Annotated in this window: 17 protein-coding genes and 1 pseudogene; 9 read left to right on the forward strand and 9 right to left on the reverse strand. The window is 58.1% G+C overall.

Annotated elements, in window-relative coordinates:
- Positions 1–55: 55 nt before the first annotated feature.
- Positions 56–1453, reverse strand: a complete 1398-nt coding sequence (locus ACSFBF_RS25160) for an HNH endonuclease (protein ID WP_435471772.1) — start codon at positions 1451–1453, stop codon at positions 56–58.
- 778 nt (positions 1454–2231) lie between these two features.
- On the opposite strand from ACSFBF_RS25160, the gene ACSFBF_RS25165 reads away from it, so the two are divergent.
- From ACSFBF_RS25165 to ACSFBF_RS25180, 4 genes are all read left to right on the forward strand, one after another.
- A complete protein-coding gene (locus ACSFBF_RS25165) occupies positions 2232–4598 on the forward strand; it encodes an AAA family ATPase (RefSeq protein WP_435471774.1) in 2367 nt (788 codons plus the stop codon).
- The gene (locus ACSFBF_RS25170; protein ID WP_435471776.1) at positions 4595–6547 is read left to right on the forward strand and encodes a UvrD-helicase domain-containing protein; all 1953 of its coding nucleotides are present in this window, start codon (positions 4595–4597) and stop codon (positions 6545–6547) included. Before ACSFBF_RS25165 ends, ACSFBF_RS25170 begins: the two co-directional genes overlap by 4 nt.
- Positions 6548–6657: 110 nt before the next feature.
- Positions 6658–7383, forward strand: a complete 726-nt coding sequence (locus ACSFBF_RS25175; protein WP_435471778.1) for a restriction endonuclease — start codon at positions 6658–6660, stop codon at positions 7381–7383.
- 416 nt (positions 7384–7799) lie between these two features.
- Positions 7800–8267: a toll/interleukin-1 receptor domain-containing protein gene (locus ACSFBF_RS25180; protein WP_435471779.1), complete on the forward strand. Its 468-nt coding sequence runs from the start codon at positions 7800–7802 to the stop codon at positions 8265–8267.
- Between the two features lie 101 nt (positions 8268–8368).
- On the opposite strand, the gene ACSFBF_RS25185 is transcribed toward ACSFBF_RS25180, so the two are convergent.
- Complete coding sequence (locus tag ACSFBF_RS25185) at positions 8369–10255, reverse strand: DUF4209 domain-containing protein (RefSeq protein WP_435471781.1); 1887 nt, start codon at positions 10253–10255, stop codon at positions 8369–8371.
- A gap of 198 nt (positions 10256–10453) precedes the next feature.
- Between ACSFBF_RS25185 and ACSFBF_RS25190 the strand changes: the two are divergent.
- A pseudogene (locus ACSFBF_RS25190) lies at positions 10454–10633 on the forward strand (transposase domain-containing protein); the annotation flags it as partial.
- Positions 10634–10801: 168 nt separating this feature from the next.
- Positions 10802–11239, forward strand: a complete 438-nt coding sequence (locus tag ACSFBF_RS25195; protein ID WP_435471848.1) for a helix-turn-helix domain-containing protein — start codon at positions 10802–10804, stop codon at positions 11237–11239.
- Between the two features lie 127 nt (positions 11240–11366).
- Here ACSFBF_RS25195 and ACSFBF_RS25200 read toward each other — a convergent pair whose 3' ends face one another.
- Positions 11367–11909, reverse strand: coding sequence for a hypothetical protein (locus ACSFBF_RS25200; RefSeq protein ID WP_435471783.1), 543 nt, complete (start codon positions 11907–11909; stop codon positions 11367–11369).
- A 161-nt stretch (positions 11910–12070) separates the two neighbouring features.
- On the opposite strand from ACSFBF_RS25200, the gene ACSFBF_RS25205 reads away from it, so the two are divergent.
- The 3 genes from ACSFBF_RS25205 to ACSFBF_RS25215 all read left to right on the forward strand — a co-directional run bounded on the left by ACSFBF_RS25205 (position 12071) and on the right by ACSFBF_RS25215 (position 14711).
- Positions 12071–13090 (forward strand): hypothetical protein, encoded by a 1020-nt coding sequence (locus tag ACSFBF_RS25205; RefSeq protein WP_435471785.1) that lies wholly within the window; start codon positions 12071–12073, stop codon positions 13088–13090.
- A gap of 213 nt (positions 13091–13303) precedes the next feature.
- Complete coding sequence (locus ACSFBF_RS25210; protein WP_435471787.1) at positions 13304–13624, forward strand: hypothetical protein; 321 nt, start codon at positions 13304–13306, stop codon at positions 13622–13624.
- Between the two features lies 1 nt (position 13625).
- Positions 13626–14711, forward strand: coding sequence for an ImmA/IrrE family metallo-endopeptidase (locus ACSFBF_RS25215; protein ID WP_435471789.1), 1086 nt, complete (start codon positions 13626–13628; stop codon positions 14709–14711).
- Positions 14712–14718: 7 nt separating this feature from the next.
- Here ACSFBF_RS25215 and ACSFBF_RS25220 read toward each other — a convergent pair whose 3' ends face one another.
- From ACSFBF_RS25220 to ACSFBF_RS25245, 6 genes are all read right to left on the reverse strand, one after another.
- Complete coding sequence (locus ACSFBF_RS25220) at positions 14719–15654, reverse strand: alpha-glutamyl/putrescinyl thymine pyrophosphorylase clade 3 protein (RefSeq protein WP_435471791.1); 936 nt, start codon at positions 15652–15654, stop codon at positions 14719–14721.
- On the reverse strand, positions 15651–16436 hold the full coding sequence (locus ACSFBF_RS25225) for a hypothetical protein (RefSeq protein WP_435471793.1): 786 nt from the start codon (positions 16434–16436) through the stop codon (positions 15651–15653). Before ACSFBF_RS25225 ends, ACSFBF_RS25220 begins: the two co-directional genes overlap by 4 nt.
- Before the next feature lie 23 nt (positions 16437–16459).
- Entirely contained in the window at positions 16460–17449 is a 990-nt protein-coding gene (locus ACSFBF_RS25230) for a thymidylate synthase (RefSeq protein WP_435471795.1), read from the reverse strand.
- A gap of 118 nt (positions 17450–17567) precedes the next feature.
- Positions 17568–17846 carry a DUF4031 domain-containing protein gene (locus ACSFBF_RS25235; protein WP_435471797.1) on the reverse strand — a complete coding sequence of 93 codons (279 nt, stop codon included), beginning with the start codon at positions 17844–17846 and terminating at the stop codon, positions 17568–17570.
- A gap of 224 nt (positions 17847–18070) precedes the next feature.
- On the reverse strand, positions 18071–19348 hold the full coding sequence (locus ACSFBF_RS25240; protein ID WP_435471799.1) for a tyrosine-type recombinase/integrase: 1278 nt from the start codon (positions 19346–19348) through the stop codon (positions 18071–18073).
- Positions 19335–19994 (reverse strand): hypothetical protein, encoded by a 660-nt coding sequence (locus ACSFBF_RS25245; RefSeq protein ID WP_435471801.1) that lies wholly within the window; start codon positions 19992–19994, stop codon positions 19335–19337. Before ACSFBF_RS25245 ends, ACSFBF_RS25240 begins: the two co-directional genes overlap by 14 nt.
- Positions 19995–19999 lie beyond the last annotated feature (5 nt).

The raw sequence follows: 19999 nt of genomic DNA on the forward strand, positions 1-19999 counted from the left end.
GAGAACGCTAGTGCTTTTATGCGACGGCGTTCTGCAGAGCGCGCGCGTCCCCCTCCTAGAACAAGTCGGCTGTCCGTTCGCCCCCCTTTGTTTTGACAGGCTGCATCAGAAGAAGTAGCTCCTCCAGTTCTGCTCGCAGTTGCGTCCGCCGACCACCGTAATGGGCCTCACGATGGTGCGTTGGACAAAGGGCTACGACATTCGACACCCTGTCGGCGCCATCCTCAGCTAGGGCTTGAACGTGATGGGTTTCAAGATAGAGCCGACCATCAGCCATGACAAACCCCAAAACGTCGCAGAGTTCACACCGGCCTTGGGCGCGCTCCAGGACCGCCATGCGTACGGCGCGGTCGCGGCGCAAAGCAGTGGACGTCACGTGAACGCGATCAGGTCGGTCCGAGCCCAGCAGATCGTGTTGGTCGGCAAACCGCACCGTAGCTTCCAACTCGGGCCCGCGAGTAGCTTTCGCGCGCGGTTTGGTGGCTCTCCTCAACGTGCACGCGCCCGTGTGCGGGTCATAGGCCACGACCTGCCACGGCTGCGAATCCAGCAGGCGCACTCGCACGAAGGAGCTGTCTTCACCCAAGTCGGCCTCGCTGCGCATATCGCCCTCATTGACGATGACACGAATTTCCTGACCGGTATCCCCACATCGGCGAATGAGCTCGTCGAGCTTTCGAGCCCGCGCCGCCTGTTGCCGCGCGCGATCTCTGTGCCCCCCGGGGCGGATCGGGTCCTTGGCAATTTGCTCCAATCGCAGCGCAAGATCGCGCAGGTTCTCGCTAATCGAGATCCCCCCGTCCACCACGTTCATTGAGGCGTGCCACAAGCAAGCAAGCGCGGGCTCCTGCGTGCCTCCAAACGACCAGTTGTAGCAGTACGCAGGATTGCTGCGAGGCTTCACAGCCTGCGTGCCATCGATCTTCACGTGCCACGGTTCAACAGAGATCCCGGCCGAGCGAACGAGATCAATCACAGCATAGGGCTTGGTCGGTAGAAGCCGCGCGAGTTCCATTTCGAGGTCCGCCGCCGCATCGTGCTCGGGCGTTCGCATTGCCAACTGTGTATTGATCGCCTCCAAGCGACTCGACGGGAGCAGGCCCTTGCGCATCTGCCAACATTCCCGCAAGAACGCTAGCGCAGCGGCAAAGGTAAACCCCAAGATGGGCCAGTCGCTCCCATGTTTGTGCGTGGCACAGGGCAATGGATGCTCGACTTTCAGAAGCTCGATCCAGGCGTGGAGAGTTCGAGCGTCGTAGTACTGGGTCAGGCGGGCAGGCGCCAATGCAATCTCTACCTCATTGCTTGGGTCCAGGGCGCTCCAATAGATCGCAGACACTTGACCTGCCGAGGTATTAACTCGAAAACCGTTCTCCAGTTTGCCGGCGCTGCCCAAAAAAGCTTTGAGCGCTTCATCCTCCAGCCTTCTTTGTTGGGCAGGGGTCAGGGGCATCCGCTTTATCCTCCAGTTTTCAGTTCTACCGTCATTTTCAGCAACGCTGGCGTTCTCTTCAATCCGCCCAGCGAGCAGACTCCGTTACGAAGCGCGTATCCGCGCACTGCGCTGCCCACGCGTGGCAAACGTTCTGAAGCATGGACTGGCGAGCGCATCAACTGTTGGTCAGCCGACCCCAGATCGATCCCTCGAGCCCATCGGCTATATCCCCGCCTGCAGTGACGGAGGTAAATTATTCCAGGCAACCCGCCAGTCAGACCGCCATAGTGGCGGCATGACTGCTGCGACTTCACTTATCGTAGCTTCACCCACTTGGGGGGCAGAGTTGTCAACCCCCTAATTAAGTATGGCCCCCTGAGCAGGCCGCCATAAGATTTGCGGCTCACCAACCTCAAGGTGTGCCGTGCCAAAGCGCTACGCCACGCGGATGGCGGTGCAGTCGGCCAGGTAGCGTGTGCATGCGGTCACCGAGCTTCAGATGCGCTCCTGTGAATGGGAGCAACTTGCGACTCGGGATTCCGTACGGCGAGCCGCGGTCCCCCAATGAATTTCGGCGTCGCGAAGGCTGCGGAGGCACGAATTCAGAGAGGTCTGGTGGAGGCGGCAACCTGGCGCAATGCTTCCGTGCGGAGGCGCAGGTAGCCGGTCTTCGTAGGTTCTTGCGGACAGGTGTCGGCATGCTCAAATCTGTTGAACACTCGGTCGCCGCGCCGGGGGTTTGCAGCTACTACACCCTCGCCGCCCACAGACAGGCGGTCGTATTAAGGCAAGCGCCATGATTACGGACAAGATTTCTGCTCCCCCGCCCACCGCCCTCCCAGTCGCGGGGCCCGCACCGAGCGCGTCCGCAGCGCCGCCCACTGCAACGGCCGCGCCTCCCTTCGCTTCACCAATTCGGCTCGCCTGCGTCGAGGTCTGCAACTTCCGACGACTAGGCAAGACCCGCCTTGAGCTCGATGAGTCCACCACGATCCTGGTTGGCGCCAACAACAGTGGAAAGACTTCTCTACTCACCGTCCTTCGAAACTTCCTGAGCGAGGCTCCCGGTTTCCGCGCTTTCGACATCAGCCTCTCGCAGTGGGCGAAGTTGCGTACGTTGGGTGAACTCTGGGAGGCGCTCGATGAGGATCCTACGACCGAATCCAAGGATGCCGAAAAGTGGGAAGACCAGTATCAGCAGCTCATGGCCTGCATGCCGTTTATCGACCTTTGGTTCGATGCGAAGGAAGGGGCGTACAACCATGTTGCACCGTTCATTACGTCGCTAAAGTGGTCGGGAGGCGCAGTTGGCGTGCGGGTTCGGCTGGAGCCCGTGGCCGCCGCGGACGAACTTCGTAAGCTGGCGTGGCGCTACCGTGAAGCGCGTGCTCCCGTTCGGAAGCTTGCGAAGGATGGCCACGCGTGGCCGATGGACCTGCTTGATTTCTGGCTTCGGAACTCTGCCGATCTGCGCCGCATTGCGGCATATCGCCTTGACCCTGCGAAAGGGCCTCTGGCAGACAAGAAGCGTCGCGACCTCCAAGATCTGCCGCTTGGATCACAGCCAGTCGAGCTGTCGCTCCTGCGCAAGCTCATCCGGGTGGACTTTGTTCCAGCTCAACGTGGACTCGGTGCCGAAGAAGATGAGTCGCGGTCTGAGTCGACCAACACTCGACCCGGAATGTTCTCGAGCCAGCTCCTGAAATTTGCTCGGCAACATTTGAACGTCGCGCCGTCCGGCCATGGACATCGGGAGGATCTGGTCGAGGCGATCGCCAAAGCTCAAGCCGAACTCGACGACTCGATTTACAAGGCACTGCAGCCGGCGATGGAGGATGTGGAGGTTCTCGGATATCCGGGCATGCATGATCCTCAGCAGATCTACTTCCGCACCCGTATCCAGACCGCTGATCTTCTGGCGCACAGTACTGCCGTTCAGTATCGTCTAGACAAAAGTGAGGTAGACGAATCGTTGCCTGAGCACTCCATCGGGCTTGGCTACCAGAATCTTCAGTCCCTGAGCTTCATGCTCGTTTCGTTCCGAGCTGCGCGTCTCAATCCGCCGCAGGGCACTCCAGCCGCGGTTCACCTCGTGATGGTTGAGGAGCCTGAAGCCCACCTTCACGTGCAAGTCCAGCGCAGCTTCTCGGCGAATGCCCACGGGCTCATTCGCCCCAAAGAGCCAGTGCATAGTTACCTTCGCAGCCAGTTGCTCATCAGCACCCACTCAAGCCATCTGGCTCATGGAGACAGCTTCACGAGGCTTCGATATGTGAAGCGGGTGGCAAGCACTGGTGCGGGAGTCAAGCCCAGCACGGAGGTCATCAATCTTGGCGACGCCTTCGGTGATGACATCCAGACCAGGACGTTCGCCGAGCGCTACTTTCAGGTTCAGCACACGGACCTGCTCTTTGCTGATGCGGCTGTCTTCGTAGAGGGCACTGCGGAGCGGATGCTCGTGCCACTGTTCATCGAGCGGGATTTCCCCAAGCTTGCCAAAAAGTACGTGTCGTTCCTCGACATCGGAGGCAGTCATGCGCACCGGCTCAGGCCGCTGGTGGAGCGGCTGGGAATCCCAACGGCCGTCATCACCGATTTGGACCCTGTGCTTCCGACCAAGAATGCCAAAGGGCGCATCGTGCGGGCGGCGGTGCACATAGCAGGCCAAGCGGGTCTGGAATGCGGGAACGACACACTGACCGCATGGCATCCGAAGTTGCCAAACTTCCAAGCCTATGCAAAGCCAGTGGCCGCTCAACTGGAGTGGACCTCAGACTCCGGTGTCAAAGTCCGCTTCGCATGGCAGTTACCCATCGCGGCCGCCAGCGACCAATGGCCCAGCTCGTTTGAGGACGCTCTCGTACTCTCCAACATCAACTGGTTCAAGGCGTTAGATGACGAAAAGGACACCGCCGGCAAGAAAATAAGCCATCGTGGCACTCTTGGGAAAGTGATTGGCCTCGTGCTCGACCACCCCCAACACTCCGAGTTGCTGAAAGAGCTCCACGCGATGCTGCGTGGGAACTTCAGCAAGGGCGACTTCGCCGCCACCCTTTTCGAGCGACTAAACAATGGTCAATCCCTGGCCTGTCCCACGTACATCGCTGACGCACTTGCTTGGCTGGGCGACCAACTTAACGTTACAGCGGGGGAAACTCCGTGAGCGCCGCAGTGCAGCCGCCGAACAATGACCGCGACGCACACGTTATCGAGGACATCTGCGGCTACATCACCGCAGTCCCACCGCGCAGCTTCTTCCTTTTCGCCGGAGCTGGGTCGGGGAAGACTCGCACGTTGGTCGAGGTCCTGCGACGACTCACCGGAGTGGTGGGGCACGAAGCAGGTGGACAGTATGCCGAGCGGCTCCGATCTCGTGGTCAGTCGGTTCGCGTCATCACCTACACCAAGAACGCGACCGCTGTCGTCACCGGTCGGCTTGGCGAGAACTACCTGACCGCCGTATCGACGATCCACGCTTTCTGCTGGGAACTCATCAAGGGCTTTGACGAGGACATCCGAGACGCGCTGCTTGCTCGCAATGCCAAGAAGCTTGCGGATGCCAAGGCCTATGCAATGGGCAAGAAGAAGGGGGAGTCGGACAGAGATCGGGAGAAGTACGCTGAGCTTGAGACAGAGGCCGACGAAATCCGCAAGACGGAGGCGTTCATCTATCACCCGGACCGGAACACCTACGGACACGGCGCGCTGTCACACGCTGAAGTCCTGGAAGTAGCGGCATGGCTCATTCGTGAGCGGCCTACTCTGCAGCGCGTTCTGGAAGATCGGCATCCACTCATCCTCATTGATGAGTCGCAAGACACGATGAAGGGTGTTCTCGATGCCCTGTTCGAACTTTCGAAGAGCCGCCCGGGTCGCATCACGCTCGGTCTCCTAGGCGATCATCGGCAGCGCATTTACCCTGATGGCCACGACGACCTGCCGTCACACGTGCCCGAGGACTGGGAGCGCCCCGCGCTGCAGATGAACCATCGCAGCCAGCAACGCATCGTCGAGCTTATCAACAAGATTTGGGACGCAGACATCGAAGGCCGTACTCAGCCCAAGACTGGCGTGCCTCAGCATTCGCGGACGGAGAAGAATGCTGGCACGGTCCGCATCTTTGTCGGAGATACCAAGACGGATACGGCCAACAAGATCGAGCAGGAGGCGAGCTGCGCGCAGGCCATGGTGACCGCAACTGCCAGCGTGGCCTGGCGGGGGGATGTGCGAGGCTACAAGACGCTCGCGCTTGAGCACAAGCTGGCAGCCAAGCGAGGCGACTTCTTCGAGGCATACAACGCGATGGACCTATTGGACAAGGATGCCGCAATGCCCAAAAGCAACGGGGAGCGAACCGGTCCTGCCATGGTTCGGCCGATCCTCGGCCCAATGCTTGAGCTTGCCGAGTGCCTGCTACCGGATGGCTCGCTAAACGAGTTTGCTGCTATGGATGTACTGCGCCGCCATGGCGCACTTGCGAAGCTGCCGCAGACCAGTGCTGAACGCCAAGCGGCCTTGAACAACATTCACGCCGCAGTCATGGGATTCACCGCCGCCACGTTCAAAGACGGCGCTACGGTGCGGGAGGTCCTATCGCCTGTCCTTGAGCAGAGACTGTTCGACGCGGACTCGCGTTTAGTCCAAGCATATGAAGACACCTCGCCTCCGCCACCCGAACCGAAGATCAAAGGCAAGGAAGCAAAGGAAGACAGGCTAAAGCGCGGATGGCACGCTCTCTTCAGCGTGCCGTGGCAAGAGATTGCTAGGTATCGCGCCTACCTCGCCGGAGAAGCTGAGCTCGCAACGCATCAAGTTGTCAAAGGCTCCGAGTTCAAGCACGTCATGGTCGTCATGGACGATGAGGAAGCTGGCGGTAACCAGTTCTCCTATGACAAGCTTTTCGGAGCCGAGGCGCTGAGCCCGACCGACCAAGAGAACGTCGACGAGGGCAATGAGACGACCATCGATAGAACGTTGCGACTTCTTTACGTCACTTGCAGCCGAGCTGAAGAAAGCCTTGCTCTAGTTCTTTGGGCCAAAAACCCCGAAGCAGCGCTTGCTGCAATCAAGCAGTCTGAATGGTTTACCGAGAACGAAATAAGCGCTTTGTAGCGCTGGTCGATGCCCATGCATTGATGACAGCAGTTCATCGCGGACATTTCCGCTGGATAATTTCATAGCGACGTGCCCCTCCCATCTTCAAACTGCAGACATCGGATGCAATGGCCAAGGTAAAAAAATGGCATAGGTACCAAGAGGAAGCGGCTCAGCTCTTCCGCTCGATGGGCTTGGAGGCTGAGACGAATGTCACGATGCATGGCGCCCGCACCAAACACGATATCGACGTCGTCGTGAAATCACGCCATGTTGGCTTCGATATCACTTGGCTCGTGGAATGCAAGTACTGGAAAAATCCAGTGAACAAGCTCCATGTGCTTGGGCTTCGGACAATCGTTCACGACCTTGGAGCAGACCGCGGAATTCTTTTGTGCGAGGTTGGATTTCAGAGCGGTGCGCTGGAGGCCGCCAACCTCACTAACGTACAGCTCACTACATTGAAGGATGTCGGACTAACTGCCGGTGGAGACATCTCCGCGATGCGACTGCGTGACTTGTACGACCGGACCGAGAGCTTGCACGAACGCTACTGGAAGATTTCCAAAGATCTTCGGATTCGGTATGGACTCCGCTGTGATGTCCATGAATATGGGTACTCAGGCGATCTGGAATTACGCTTCTGTCTGAAACTGTTTACGCCAGCGCTTCGCGGTGTCTATCCATTCATTGCCGATGGATTGGAGATCTACACTGCTTACGGCGATGCCAAGCAGTTCAATACGCCAGCAGATGTCATTGCCGCAGTCGAGCCGAGGATCAAGGAGCTTGAACAGAAATTTCTCGATGCCGAGCAGCGGGCGGAGGCTGACGGCAGACCAGGAAGTATTTAGCTAACCCGCCCAACAACAACGGCTCGGCACGGACATTGCCGCTGAACACATGTCTATCCAGCGGAAACTGGATGGCGGCAATTTCACTGCTTTTCCACAGTGTTAGCCAGGTACGGCGCGAGAAGCCGTGCTTATCATCAGCTGTTACAACGATCGAAAGCACCGCAATGGCAAGATGCACCGCACCAGTACGTGGACATAGCTCGTCGGCTGCAGCCGCCGCCTGTCCGGCATGCAGTTCCCGTGGTTACGGCTACGGCGGTGGTTATCGCAGCAGCTATGGCTACGGTGGCGGTGCGTCGTATTCGTCAGGTGGGAGCAACTACAGCAGCGGCGGTAGCAGGTCCAGCGGAGGCGGAGGTTCAAGGGCGAAGTGGTCGCGGCCAGGATCGTCGGTTTCGTACACGCCAGCTCAGGTGGCATCGCTCACGCCGGTTCGTGCAGAGGTAGAAGCACGGGCGGCGGTGCTTGACCTTCGCGATTGCTTCCTGTGCCACGCATGGGACGACCGGCAAGGGCCTGCCAAGGAGTTGCACGATTTGCTCGAAGCGGCTGGCGTCAAGGTCTGGTTCAGCGAGAAAGATCTAGGCCTGGGCGTGCCCATGATGCGTGCAATCGACAAGGGCTTGGCTGCTTCGAAAATTGGGCTCGTTCTGGTCACCCCAGCGCTTCTGAAGCGGCTCCCTGCTGAGGGCGTCGCAGACAAGGAGCTCTCCACCCTCCTTTCGGGTAACCGGCTCGTGCCCATCGTGCACGGTACGACATACACCGCGCTCCGCGATGTCAGCCCGATGCTCGCTTCCCGCAGCGGCCTGGACACGGCGGAGGACTCGATGCCGGTGGTCGCGAAGAAGATTGCCGAGCTGGTCGAAATTTGGAGCTAGCACCTTCGAGGCGGACGTGGTTTGGGGCTAACTGTGCTCGATGCTGTTGTCGAGGTGTTCAACCGTCGCTGTTGAGATCGGTCGAGGACTCCAACGAGAGTTCAAGAGCGCATTTCGCTGCTCACTGGGATAGCGGTGTCGTCCGGTGGCAGCTTTCCATCTGTTATCCAGTAGCTGTTGAAGACCATGTTGAAGATGAGCCACCAAGCGTAGATGCTCTCGGCACTCTGCACCGCGTCGAGATCGAGTAGGCCGTGGGCCATGTCGTTTCGGAGGTTCGGCCCCGATTGTTCGCAGAACAGCGCCTGAATCTCGAAGGTGAGGTCCGGTCCGAACACGTTCTCCATCTCATCTATAGCTACCAGCGTGCTGAGGCCGAGCTCCATCAGAACACCGTCGGTTTCCAGCCTCGCGGTTTTGGCGCCTCTGCGGCTCAGATGAACCCGAACGAAGTTCTCGAGCTGTGGTATCAGCAGGTGCAGCGCCGCCGCAAAATCTCCGTCGAAGCCGGCCTTCAACCCCTTTGCCACCAGCGAGGCGCGGCTTCTGGGAACAATGCGCGACTGAAGGCAGATGTTGAAGAGGTCTTCTTCATCGACTAGATGGTCAACTATCACCTGTTCGCGTGCCGGCGCGATGCTTGAAGCAGTCAGATATCGAATCCGAATTCGATGGTCTTGGACCATGCGCGCAAGCAAGGCAGCCTCGGCTTCATGGCCGTCCGAACCGTCCGCCGCAGGCGTGCGCTGGATGATGCGTCCATCGCTCGCGCGGTGGCTGGTGGAAAAGAGTCGGCCGAAGAATTCCCGCTCCATTAGCATCTTCACGCTCTGCTTGGAGGACGCTCGGGAAGTGTAGGGGGCGATGTTCGCAAACACTCGAAGTGCCTCGATGAACGCCTTGTCTCCAACATCGCGATAAGCGGACTCGACTTCCTCCTTGATGTTGATTCGCTCGCCTTGAAAAGAAACAAACTCGTCCATCGATCGTGCGCCGGCCTCCCTCAAAAGACCATAGAGGCGACGCAGCTCCGAATCGATGTCGCGCGCGGGCCGAAGCATTTTGGGGATGCTGTAGAGTTCGTGAAGTGCATCGGTATAAAACTCCGTTGCGGCCGCGTAGCTAGGGTGCGGCCCAGTGGTTCTCGCTGCCGCCTCGCCCGCGTAGGTCCGTGCGGCAATCACTGCCATGTCCGCCTGGCGCTCCTCATCCTGGACCGCAGCGAAGAACTGTTTGGCGGCCGAAATATGGAAGCGAGCCTGAAAGAATTCGCCCTCCGACATCAACTTCTCGCCGCGCCGGACAAGCAGTTCGGCCAAGTGACGGTAGTCTGGGCTCGCCAGTCCGAGCTCCAACAGCATGCGCGACATCGAGATGACGGTATTGCTGCGGCTGTCTGATGCGAGGTCACTTTCAACCTTCGACCTTAGGGTTTCGCCCATCTCGGTCCAGTGCGCTTCACCCTGACCCCGTAGTTGCGCGGCCAACGTGATGCCGCGGCGCCAGCAGTTCTCGCTGTCGTGCATGAACCAGCCTTCTTCGTGCAAGGGAACGCATCGGTATGCAGCGATGGCTTGAAGGGCGTCGGCCACTACTCGCTTTGGACGCCGGGCGAGCCAGGCGACATCTGCCAGCCGCGCTTTCAAAAGCGGCTCGTCCGTCAGCGGGTAGATTTCCGAAAGAAGCTGCGCGTAAGGCTCAAAGCTGGCAACACCGCGGGGCTGCTGGAACTCGTCGACCTCGGTCGCCCTCAACGGCTCGTTGGTATTTGCCGGCGTGAGCCGCAGCGAGCAGGCATCCGCGAGCAGCCATAGCATCCTCGCCTTCGAGAGAGCTCCAGCCTGATTCGCCTCCGTTGCCTTCGAAGCTAAGAAATTCCACCAGTCGAAGTATCCAGCGGTTGCGGACTTGCCAGCCTCCCACCCGCAATCTTGGAAATCGTTGAGGGTGGGCTGAACCGAATCGGGTGGACGGAAATTGCTAGTCACGGGTCGAGTCGACGTGTTGGGTGAGTGAGCGGCATGCTTCGCGAACAGTAGGACACAACGCTGTGGCCTCGACGAGCATAGTGGAACATGGCCCTCGGGAAGTTACCTCGTCGCCGGCTGACTGGACTGGCTTTCCGGCTCAGCTACGCCCAGCCGCGGCACGGCGATCTGACCGATTGCCGTAGGTCGTGACAGCTGCTGCTCGCCGGAAGCCCTCGTGCCGGTCAACGCGCCGCAGCCGTCATGAGCTTGATCCAGTCGGCCCAGCTCAATGAACTCGACCCGTACGCTTTTCTGAAGGACTTGTTCGTGCGCTTGCCCATGCAGCCGCCTAGCCGTATCGACGAATTGTTGTCGCATCGCTGGCAGCAGCGCTGACCGCCTCGGTCACGCACGGTTTGGCCGAACGACCGAGCGAGAGATGATGACGATCAAGAGCCTCCGGCAAAAATCGAGGCACTCGTCTTGTTCAAGGCGACCCGGCAATAGTCGATGGAAGCAAATCGCTACAGAGCCGGTATCCTGGTGATGGGCACAATGCGTGCCATGCCAAATATTGCATCTATCCTCAAGGCCGAAATCTCGCGCGTAGCCCGAAAAGAAGTTCGCGCGGAAATCGAGACTCTCAAAAAGGCATCCGCAAACTATCGCTCCTCGATCGCTGAACTGCGCCGGCAGGTGAATGCGTTGGAAAAGGAACTGAGGCGTGCGTCTAAGAACTCCACACGACGTGCTGGAGCGAATGCGCCTGATGAAAGTGTGACGGAGCCGAAGCGGCGATTCAGTGCAATTCGCCTGGCGGCCCACCGCAACAAGCTTGGCCTCTCGGCTGCAAGCTACGGCAAGCTCGTGGGCGTCTCCGGTCAGACGATTTACCACTGGGAGCAGGGCAAGGCAAGACCGCGTACCGCTCAGCTCAAGAACTTGGCTGCTGTCAGAAATCTTAGTCAGAAGGAAGCGGTACTGGCCATAGCTAGTGATTGAAGGCTGGCAGCGCAGGTTTTCTGCAACAACGACGCTGCCGAGCTCGCTTAAATTGAGGCGCGTCAGCGATTCAGATTCGACCTTGCCGGGAATTCTGGGTCGGACGGCTGAAGCGATTGAGCTCACTTCAGACTGGATCAAATCGGCGGCCAAGTCGTATCGACTCACGATACCGGCTGAAGGTCTCGCGTTCTTGCGAAGTCAGAGGTCGTCCAACGATGAATCCGGACTCTTTAGTGGATTCATCAAGCGTCGGATGGCGTCGATGATCAAATGCCCAGTCACCCTCAGCGTTAAACAGCGAATGTTGTTGAGGCGGTCGGGGCAGGCTTGAACCAGCCCAGTCTAGAACAGGAAGTGGTTGTCGACGAACTCGTGAAATCACGTGCCAAGAGCGCACTTCGACCCATGGAAATCCAGCCGCTTGATAGGCCGCCTTCTTTTTGGCACTGACTGTGTGCGTGTGCCATACCTCGACTACCAGCAAGATCCGATGCGTACGCACACACCTCACGATCAAGTCGGGCACGAACCTGCTGCGTCCGATCTTGAGGGACTTTTCGGTCTCCACCGTAATCGATGCGGTCAGGCTCACGAGGCAGGCGAAGGCTCGCCAAGTCACTCCAGCGTGGAACAGGCCCATCAGCCCTTCGCGCGCCTTCAGCTCCATTGAAAGGCGTCGAATCGCGCGCTCGTGCGGGGTGCCCTGTGGATCGCGCGGTCTGCGACTCCTTTGCGTTCGTTGGGCCCAATGCCGTCTGCGCGAATGTCTGAAAGCCTTTGATGCCATGAGGGGTCCTTGAGGTGTTTGAGCGCCGTATGCTCAACACCATGACGATCGCCGTGCAGTCCGAAACCCTCCCAGCCCCATCCTCGGAGGCCTCTCCTCACCCGCAGGCGCAGGCTGCGGCGGTAGTGCTCGCTTACCTTGAGAACACCCAATTGGCAGTTCGACACAAGGCGTTCCAGGTGCTCAAGGAGCTAGCGATCCAAACAATCGCACGCGTGAGGGAGGGAAAGCCGACAGACATCACGACGCTGAATCTCAAAACCGGCGTCGCCCCGGACACGTCCAAAGAGCCCAGTGCTTGGCTCAGCCCCCACTGGTCCCGGCTGGTCGACGAGGAGAAGGAATGGCACGAAGGCATGGTCGAAGTGGCCCGTCGGGAGGGTATGGCATTCATCCCGCGGCTCGAAAAACTCCTGGGCAACCCATCTGTTTACCGAATCCATGCCGATCCCATTCCTGATGAGACGATGCCCGAACCGGTCCCGGAGATCCCGAAGGGTGGGATCTACTACACGCCGGAGAGTGTTGCTGCCCCTGGTGCCTTTCTGAACAAGGCACTGCGCGCGGGCGTTATCCGTTGGTCCGCTATGACCCGGTGGTCGATCATGCTTGCCGTCATGTCGACATTGATTGGCGTGATGATTCTGACCTGGCTCTTGCTCTATTTCAGCGTTCGGATATCCCGGCCCCTCAGCCCTGCCGATCTCAGTGTCGCGTTCGTTGTTCTGATGCTGGTGGTCAGCGTCGTCTCGCTGTTTCGTTTCTTCGGCGAGCTTTTTGAGCTTCGGATCGTGATGGCGCCGACGTTGCTAACGCCCTTGTCCAAGGACAACGTAACGCTAGAGCTCCGACCTTCGACCGAAGACAGCGTCGGCGCGCTGGTATTCGTCCGTTATTCCTCTACCTGTCCCATATGCAATGGGAGCGTAGAACTGTTCGATGGCAGCAAGGACTTTCCGGGACGGATTGTGGGTCGCTGCAGGCGTTCTGCGCGCGAGCATGTCTATAGCTTTGATCTCGCTCGCAAGATCGGTCGCCCTCTGCGTGAAACGGCAATTTGAGTTCCCTGTCTCGCCAGTACTTCGATGTCCTATATCGTTCCAACGATGCCACTTAGACGCTCAGCGCGCACTTCGGCGGAACGGCCAGCCTTGGATCAAACTTCGGAAGCCAACGCATACGGCATCTCTACTCAAAACTGTCTTCTGGAATTGCCTCCTCGCAGATTGTCCAAAGGCATAATCCAGCGATAACCACTGCTTCTGCGCAAGACCTTGGAAATCAACTTTGAAACGAAGGAATTGCGCGACTTATGCGAAGACGAGACGCTTGCCTCTCATTCGCTGGGGCCGGCGGCGGCCGAATCTTTGAAGCACCGCCTTTCGGACATTCGTGCGGCGGACTCCATGCACGATGTGCCGGCGGGGAAGCCGCGGATGGACAAATTCCAGAACATGGATTGCTATCGTTTGGAACTCGCAGATGGCCGCTCTTTGGTGGTGCTCCCGAATCACACACCACCACGAAACAACGCCGCCGGCGAAACCGACTGGGGTTGGGTGCGCCGCGTCAAGGTCGTAGCTCTGGAGGCGTAAAATGACGCACATGAACACGTTCGAGCCAAAGTGGACGTCGCCGCCAGGTGCCACAGTGCTTGACCTTTTGCAGGAACGCAGTCTTCCTGTGAGCGAATTGGCACAGGTAGTCGAAAAGGACGTGCAAAGCGTTTCGCGCCTGCTTTTTGGGGTCGAGCCTTTGACGGCCGACTGGGCGGATTGCTTGTCTCGTGCTTTAGGCGCGAGCCCGTCGTTCTGGCTGCGCCGTGAGGAACTTTATCGCGCCGACCTTCGGCGACTGTGTGATGCGGCCACCGCCACCGATACTGAGAAGTGGCTCGATGACCTCCCAATGAAAGACATGGTGCGTTTCGGTTGGATCGAGCAAGGCGCATCGGCACGCGAAACCGCGCTGAATGCGTGCGCGTTCTTCGGTGTCACGACGTCGGAAACGTTTGAGCGGAAGTACCAGGGCCTTCGAGCGGCTGCGGCCTATCGCACAAGTGCCACCTTTTCGACGCGCCCTTCTGCCGTTGCGGCCTGGCTGCGACAAGGCGAAATTGCAGCGGCGGCGATCGATTGCGAGCCTTGGAACGACGAAAGTCTTCATGACTCGCTTGACGCTATTCGCACGCTGACTAGAGAGCCAAATCCCGCCGTGTTCTTGCCTGAGCTTGAACGGTTGTTGGCTGGTTGCGGTGTGGCGACAGTGGTCGCTCGTGCTCCCGAAGGTTGTCGCGCAAGCGGGGCCACTCGATTTCTGAGTCCAGACAAAGCTCTTATTCAGCTCAGCTTCCGCTATCTTGCAGATGACCAGTTCTGGTTCACCGTCTTCCACGAGATCGGACATCTGCTATTGCATGCCCATGAAGACATGTTTTTGGAAGGGCTTGAGGAGCGAAATTCCAAAGCCGAGGCCGAAGCGGACGCCTTTGCCTTGTCCACGATTTTCGCCAGGACGGGGGTTGATGCTCTCGATAAAGTTAGCAACTCAAGATTCGACATCGCCCGCCTAGCTCGAAAAGCAGGGATTGCTCCAGGCATAGTTGTTGGGCAGTTGCAGGAAAGAGGACGTGTTCCGTACCACCACTTCAACTATATGAAGACACGTTACGCTTGGGCCTGATCGATGACTAGCCTTTGAAGTGCGTGTAGACACTCGTGTCCTTACCCCAGTTGCACAGGGAATCTTCCATTTCCTGCATCCCGACATCGAGATACCGCCCTAGCACTTGGATCCGACGTTCAAGTTCAGCGATGGTCAGCGCCTGACCACTCTCAAGTAGCAGCCGTGCGCCCTTATTCGGACCATTCGTGTTTGCGTCGAGATAGGGACGTCCTGGCCGAACGTTTGCAAATCCGAGCTTCTGCAACATAGTCAGATAGTCGAATTTTCCGATCCGCCCAAACGAGGCAACGGACCCCATCGATCGATACAGCCACTCGAATGCCTGCTCTGGCGAATTGCCTGACTCCAGAAGTGCGATGGCAAACAGGTTGTCATGGTTACCGTACGCGCGGATCCATTGCACGTAGGTTTCGAACGCGTCACCAGTTCCATTTTTCTTTGAGCCTGACAAGCTCAAATACTTTCGATGGTTCCCGAAGCCCCGGTTGCTGCCACGGCGCAAGTGATCCTCGTTCTGGTTCAGCCAATTTCGCATACCTTGGGTATCGGCTACCACTGCAGCAAAGGTCCATGGCTCACGCTGCCCCAAGGCACTGTAGAACTCACGGGTGTAGCGATACCCAGCTACGGGATGGCGCCCAAAGTGCACAAACAGAAATGCCAACCAGCATGCTTCGTCGAAGCGTCCCGCTTGAAAATGGAAGACCGCTGCCCGGATTGGGTCGAACATCTCGCTGAGGCCATCAGCTCGATCGGGATGAATGTCACGGTTGGCAATTGTCGGTACAAAACTCACTCGGCGAATACTGTCGATGATCTGGCGCACCAGTACGTCGCGCTGGACGGGGTTTTGCGCGCCTGGGAGCGAGAACTCGTTCTGATGGCACGCCCGCAGCCCCTGTACGAGCTGTTGACGACGTTGGGCTTCGTGTGGCCTCATGCAATAACTCCAGCTGAGCTGCGGGCCACCCAGGTGGCAATGCGCGAGACAACATCAGTGGTGACACCGAAGCTGCTCTGAATATTGTGGTTGTATCCGAGCACCAGAAGCTCTCTGTCCAGCGCAATGCCGTTCAACTCTGAGACCCGTCCGACGTGAGAGACGCCGGCGACGCGCCCGCCTTGAAGAGCCCAAGATGGCATCTCGTGAGAATCGAGTACTTGGCCATTCAACAGCCGACTGAACTCCCGAACCACGGTGCTTCCATTTAGGACGAGAACGCGTATGTCGGACGCCTTAACGGTTCGAACCAACGACGGTATCCCAAGCTCGATCAATCCCGCTCTATGTGCTGCGGTCAATGAAGACCACTTCTCAGCCGTCGCGAAGGGAACAAGATCGAGGTGGCATGCCTGCTCGCCTATACGGGAATAGTACGTCGCCCCAGTACCGACAAGCACCTTCTCCAAACGCTTGAACCATTGGTCATATGGGTTTCGGTAGAAATAGTCTTCACACGCTTGCCAGACCCGCTGAATGCCTTGCGCCGCAACTTCGCTCCAGTCGCGAACTTGCAAGGTGGTGAGAGACTCGAATCGGTGGTACGGGGCCTGCAGCTGATTCCCGCTGCCGTCCGAAAACTCCAAATTGCTGGGGTTCAATCCGAGCGTAGCGACCTTACTGTTCGCGGGATTCCCGAAAGAGACCACCGGCGAAGCCCATGGAATAGCGCCAAAGGCGACCGGCTCACCCGCATGCAAGAGTCCGATGAGGGTGTTCACCTCACGCATGAGAGCGGTGGAGCTCAACGCGAAGCCCCCCCTGCTGTGTTCAGTTCCGGGTGGGCCAAGCGGTCGACTCGAGGTTGAATAAACATCTTGTAGACATCTGAATCCATAGCCCCCATCAACGCTGTCAACTCTGCCAAATTTTTCGCCTTTGACGCACGGTACGCGGCAAACAGTCGCCCGAGGTCTTTCCAATAGCCAACGAGCGGCACTTGCTCGACATCGACGTTCTCTCCGCTACGAATCTTCTCTTCGACCTTCTGGAGTTCACGAACGCTATCCCACGGATCACCCTTTGGCATGGGAGGCATTGAGATGGTGGACTGCAATCCTTCATTGAGGTAAGCGATCGCCAGATCATTGTGCTTTTCGTACAGATGGAGACTACCTGCACAGTGCTTGTACTCTCCGATTTCCAGATCGGTTGATCGCGCTACCAACTCCTGCAGCATGGTGAATGAAAACACATCATGTGGCAGCCCGAGGTAGGCATCGTTAGACCGCATTGCAACGAACATATGCAAGCGTCCATCGCGCGCTAAGAACTGCAGCGTGCATGTGCAAGGTATAGAGGCAAACGATCCAACCAAGTCAGATGCATCGAACAGCTGTATGACGGCACGCCTCGAAGTCTTCTTGTCGTTGAGTAAATTGATGACGTTTTGAAGCTGATTTAGCTTACGGAAGGAAGAAAGGCGCTCACCGTACCCACTACGCACTCGCACCTGGTCGTCGGACTCCTCTTGGAAGCGCCCCGGCACGTAGTAGTCGATGAAGTCCAGCTTGGTATCGCCCGAAAGGTACCAAAACAGCTCGCCAAGCGCGCTAAAAAGCTTGCCCTTGCCTTCGCTACGGCTAAGCCTGGCTCGCGGATTTCTCAAATGTAGGCAACCGCCGAAGATCTCTCTGAAGTCCCCGCGGGAAGCTTTGATGACTGTCTTATCTTCGAGAAGCCGCTCTAATACGTCACGCATCAGATCGTCAAGCGTTTCATGCGAGATGTACATGCATTCCTCACGAGTATTTTCCGACAACCAACCCAGACGTATTCCCCGAATCCCGCGACACACACATCGTTCTCCCAATGCGGCATAGTCAAACGATGCGCATAGTCAGTGGCCATACCTACGCAAAGAGTCTGTACTGCTCAACTTGTTCAGCCAGCATCCGACGCGCAACACGAACGGCCTCTCTCGCCGTCACAGCCTGTGCCCCCTCCCTTAATGCCAACTGGCGTTGCCGAAGCGTAATGTCATAGTGAGGATGCCGCGCACCGCGGTGAAAGGCTCGCTTCGATACCCCGATAAGCGAGGCAAACTCATGAAGCTCAGCGAGCCCGTCCGCGAGAAGGTGGCACCACAAATATCCGTGCCTCGGAACCTTGGCGTCGTCTACGTAAACCATGTGTACTCCTTCGACCCGTCGGCGACTGTAGCATTCGATTTGGCAGTCTGAAATAGCCGCTGCATGAACACAGGGGATACCCGTGTTTCGCTAGTCACTCCTTCGGTCGCGGCTGCGCGCTTACGAACCCGCACGCGGGCTGCACACTGCGGCGCACCACCGGAGGATGCAGTGCAATCGAGCACAACGTGGAAGATTCCTCCGAGGCAACTGCGCCACAATCCTCAGGAAACATCCTTCTTGTTTCTCGCATACAACTGGCGGCGGAGAAACTCGACTTTCTCCCGCTCAGAATCGAGTTTGTCCTGGAGACTTTCGATCAACTCGGCCTCCTTGGAACGAGGGGTCAATGCGCTCAGGGACTGCGCTGCGGAGACATAGGCATACAGCGAATCCGAATTCCGATGCCCCATGCGAAGCGCCACCGCAGCGGCGATGGAAGCTGAGCTAGTGTCCATCCCTCGGGCTTGTCGAATCTCCAGTTCCTGATTGATCAGATCGTTGGCAAACTTCGCCCGAAAGGTGTGCAGGGACGAACGCCTCGGCGCGCCCGCATTGCGCATCGCGCGGCTCACGATCTGAGAAATGGCGCGATCGGTCATAGGCTTTCCATTTCTCGCAGACAGAAAGATCTCGCTGCAGGTGATTTTGGCTTTGCCGCAGCTAAGCGGCCTGTACTGGTCACAGAAGTCGCAGATCCTCAGTCCGAGCCAGACAGGAAAAGGGAAGTCGGTTTCGTACCCAAACTTTTGCGAGCGAGGCCGAATCAGAACCACAGGATCACGCGTGCTCTCAAGCATCAAGCGATCAAACTGATCGACCGTCAACGAGTTGATGGAAGCTCGCCTGAACCCCACCGAGTTGGCAATCTCGACGATCAGGGCGTTCCTGTGCGCGACATATGCATTGGATGTCGACTCGAAAAAGTACCTCTGCACGGCGTCGAAGGTCTCCTGTGATGCGACGAAGCTGGTCTTGTGCTTGGAGGCGCTGCCGACACTTCGGAAGAGGACGTTCGACTTCGACTTGAGTGTCGCTGCCGCGTGCGAGCCGCGATACTTCGCGCGCTGCGGAACTCGCCCACGTTCAATCAACGAAGTGACCTTAGGTGCTGTGATCATTCCTCGCTTATGCTGCCAGGCCAGCCACGAAAGTACCGCGACAAGCTTGTCGTTTACTGTCCTTCGCGCCGGCGCGAGGCTACCCAACGCCGATCCTTTTTTGAGCACCGATTCCAACTCGCGATCCCGGAAGGCAATGAGATGCCGGTCAGCCACCTCCTGGGAGCTCACCCCCTCGATACTCAGGTATCTCCAGAACTGCACCAGCTGACCGATCCTTTTCGAGATCGTCAGACCGGTCAGTTGCTCCTGATCCGCCATGTGGATAGCGTAGTCGGTCAACTCGCGAATCACCTGTCCCCGAGAGAGGTCGTACACCAGTACAGTGGATCGGCCGCCGACATCAACAGCCGAGACCAGGATTGGGTTACTGGCCGTCATCTGACGAAGGCCTGAGCGGCGTTACCGCGGTGAGCATCTTGGTCAAATCGGCGTTTGATTTTCTCAGTTGCGCGACCTCGTCGCGGTGTCGCACGCGTGATTCGACGATCTCTCTTTCCAAGGCGGCGTATCGTGCCTCTGACGCAATAAGTTGAGACTTGAGATCTTCAGAAGCAAACAGGTTGCTTGCCAGTTCTCGTTCCGCGATACGCCGTATCACCACAAGCAGCCTCATTTTTCGACGAAGATCCTCCAGTGCTCCGAGCTTGCTTGCGGTCGGCTTGCGCTTGGCATGGCTACGGATTGCAGCTATCGCCTCCTGCGTGGAGGCCAAGAGCACTGGATGGCGCTTAAGGGTTGCCTGCGCATTGCGAAGAATCCCTGGATAAACGGCACCCATGCCCGCGCTCATGTGCTCGGAGCACCAAGCGTTGAACTGACGGACGGTCGTCGGAATCTGGTTTGCAGTCATCGCATGATGGATGAGCTCGAGGTCCGTGCCGCTACAAGATTGCTTCGGCGCTTGCACAGCGGCGATGGCCTTCTTGAGAAGCGATATTTTTGCTTCAATGTTGCGCTTCGCCTTATCCGCATTTTCCGCGGCGATACGTGGTTTCAGAGGACGCGTCGCAATGGGTTGACTCATGGCGT

Origin of the sequence: Variovorax nivicola, assembly GCF_051216475.1 — a bacterium.
Classification (GTDB): Bacteria; Pseudomonadota; Gammaproteobacteria; order Burkholderiales; family Burkholderiaceae_C; genus Variovorax.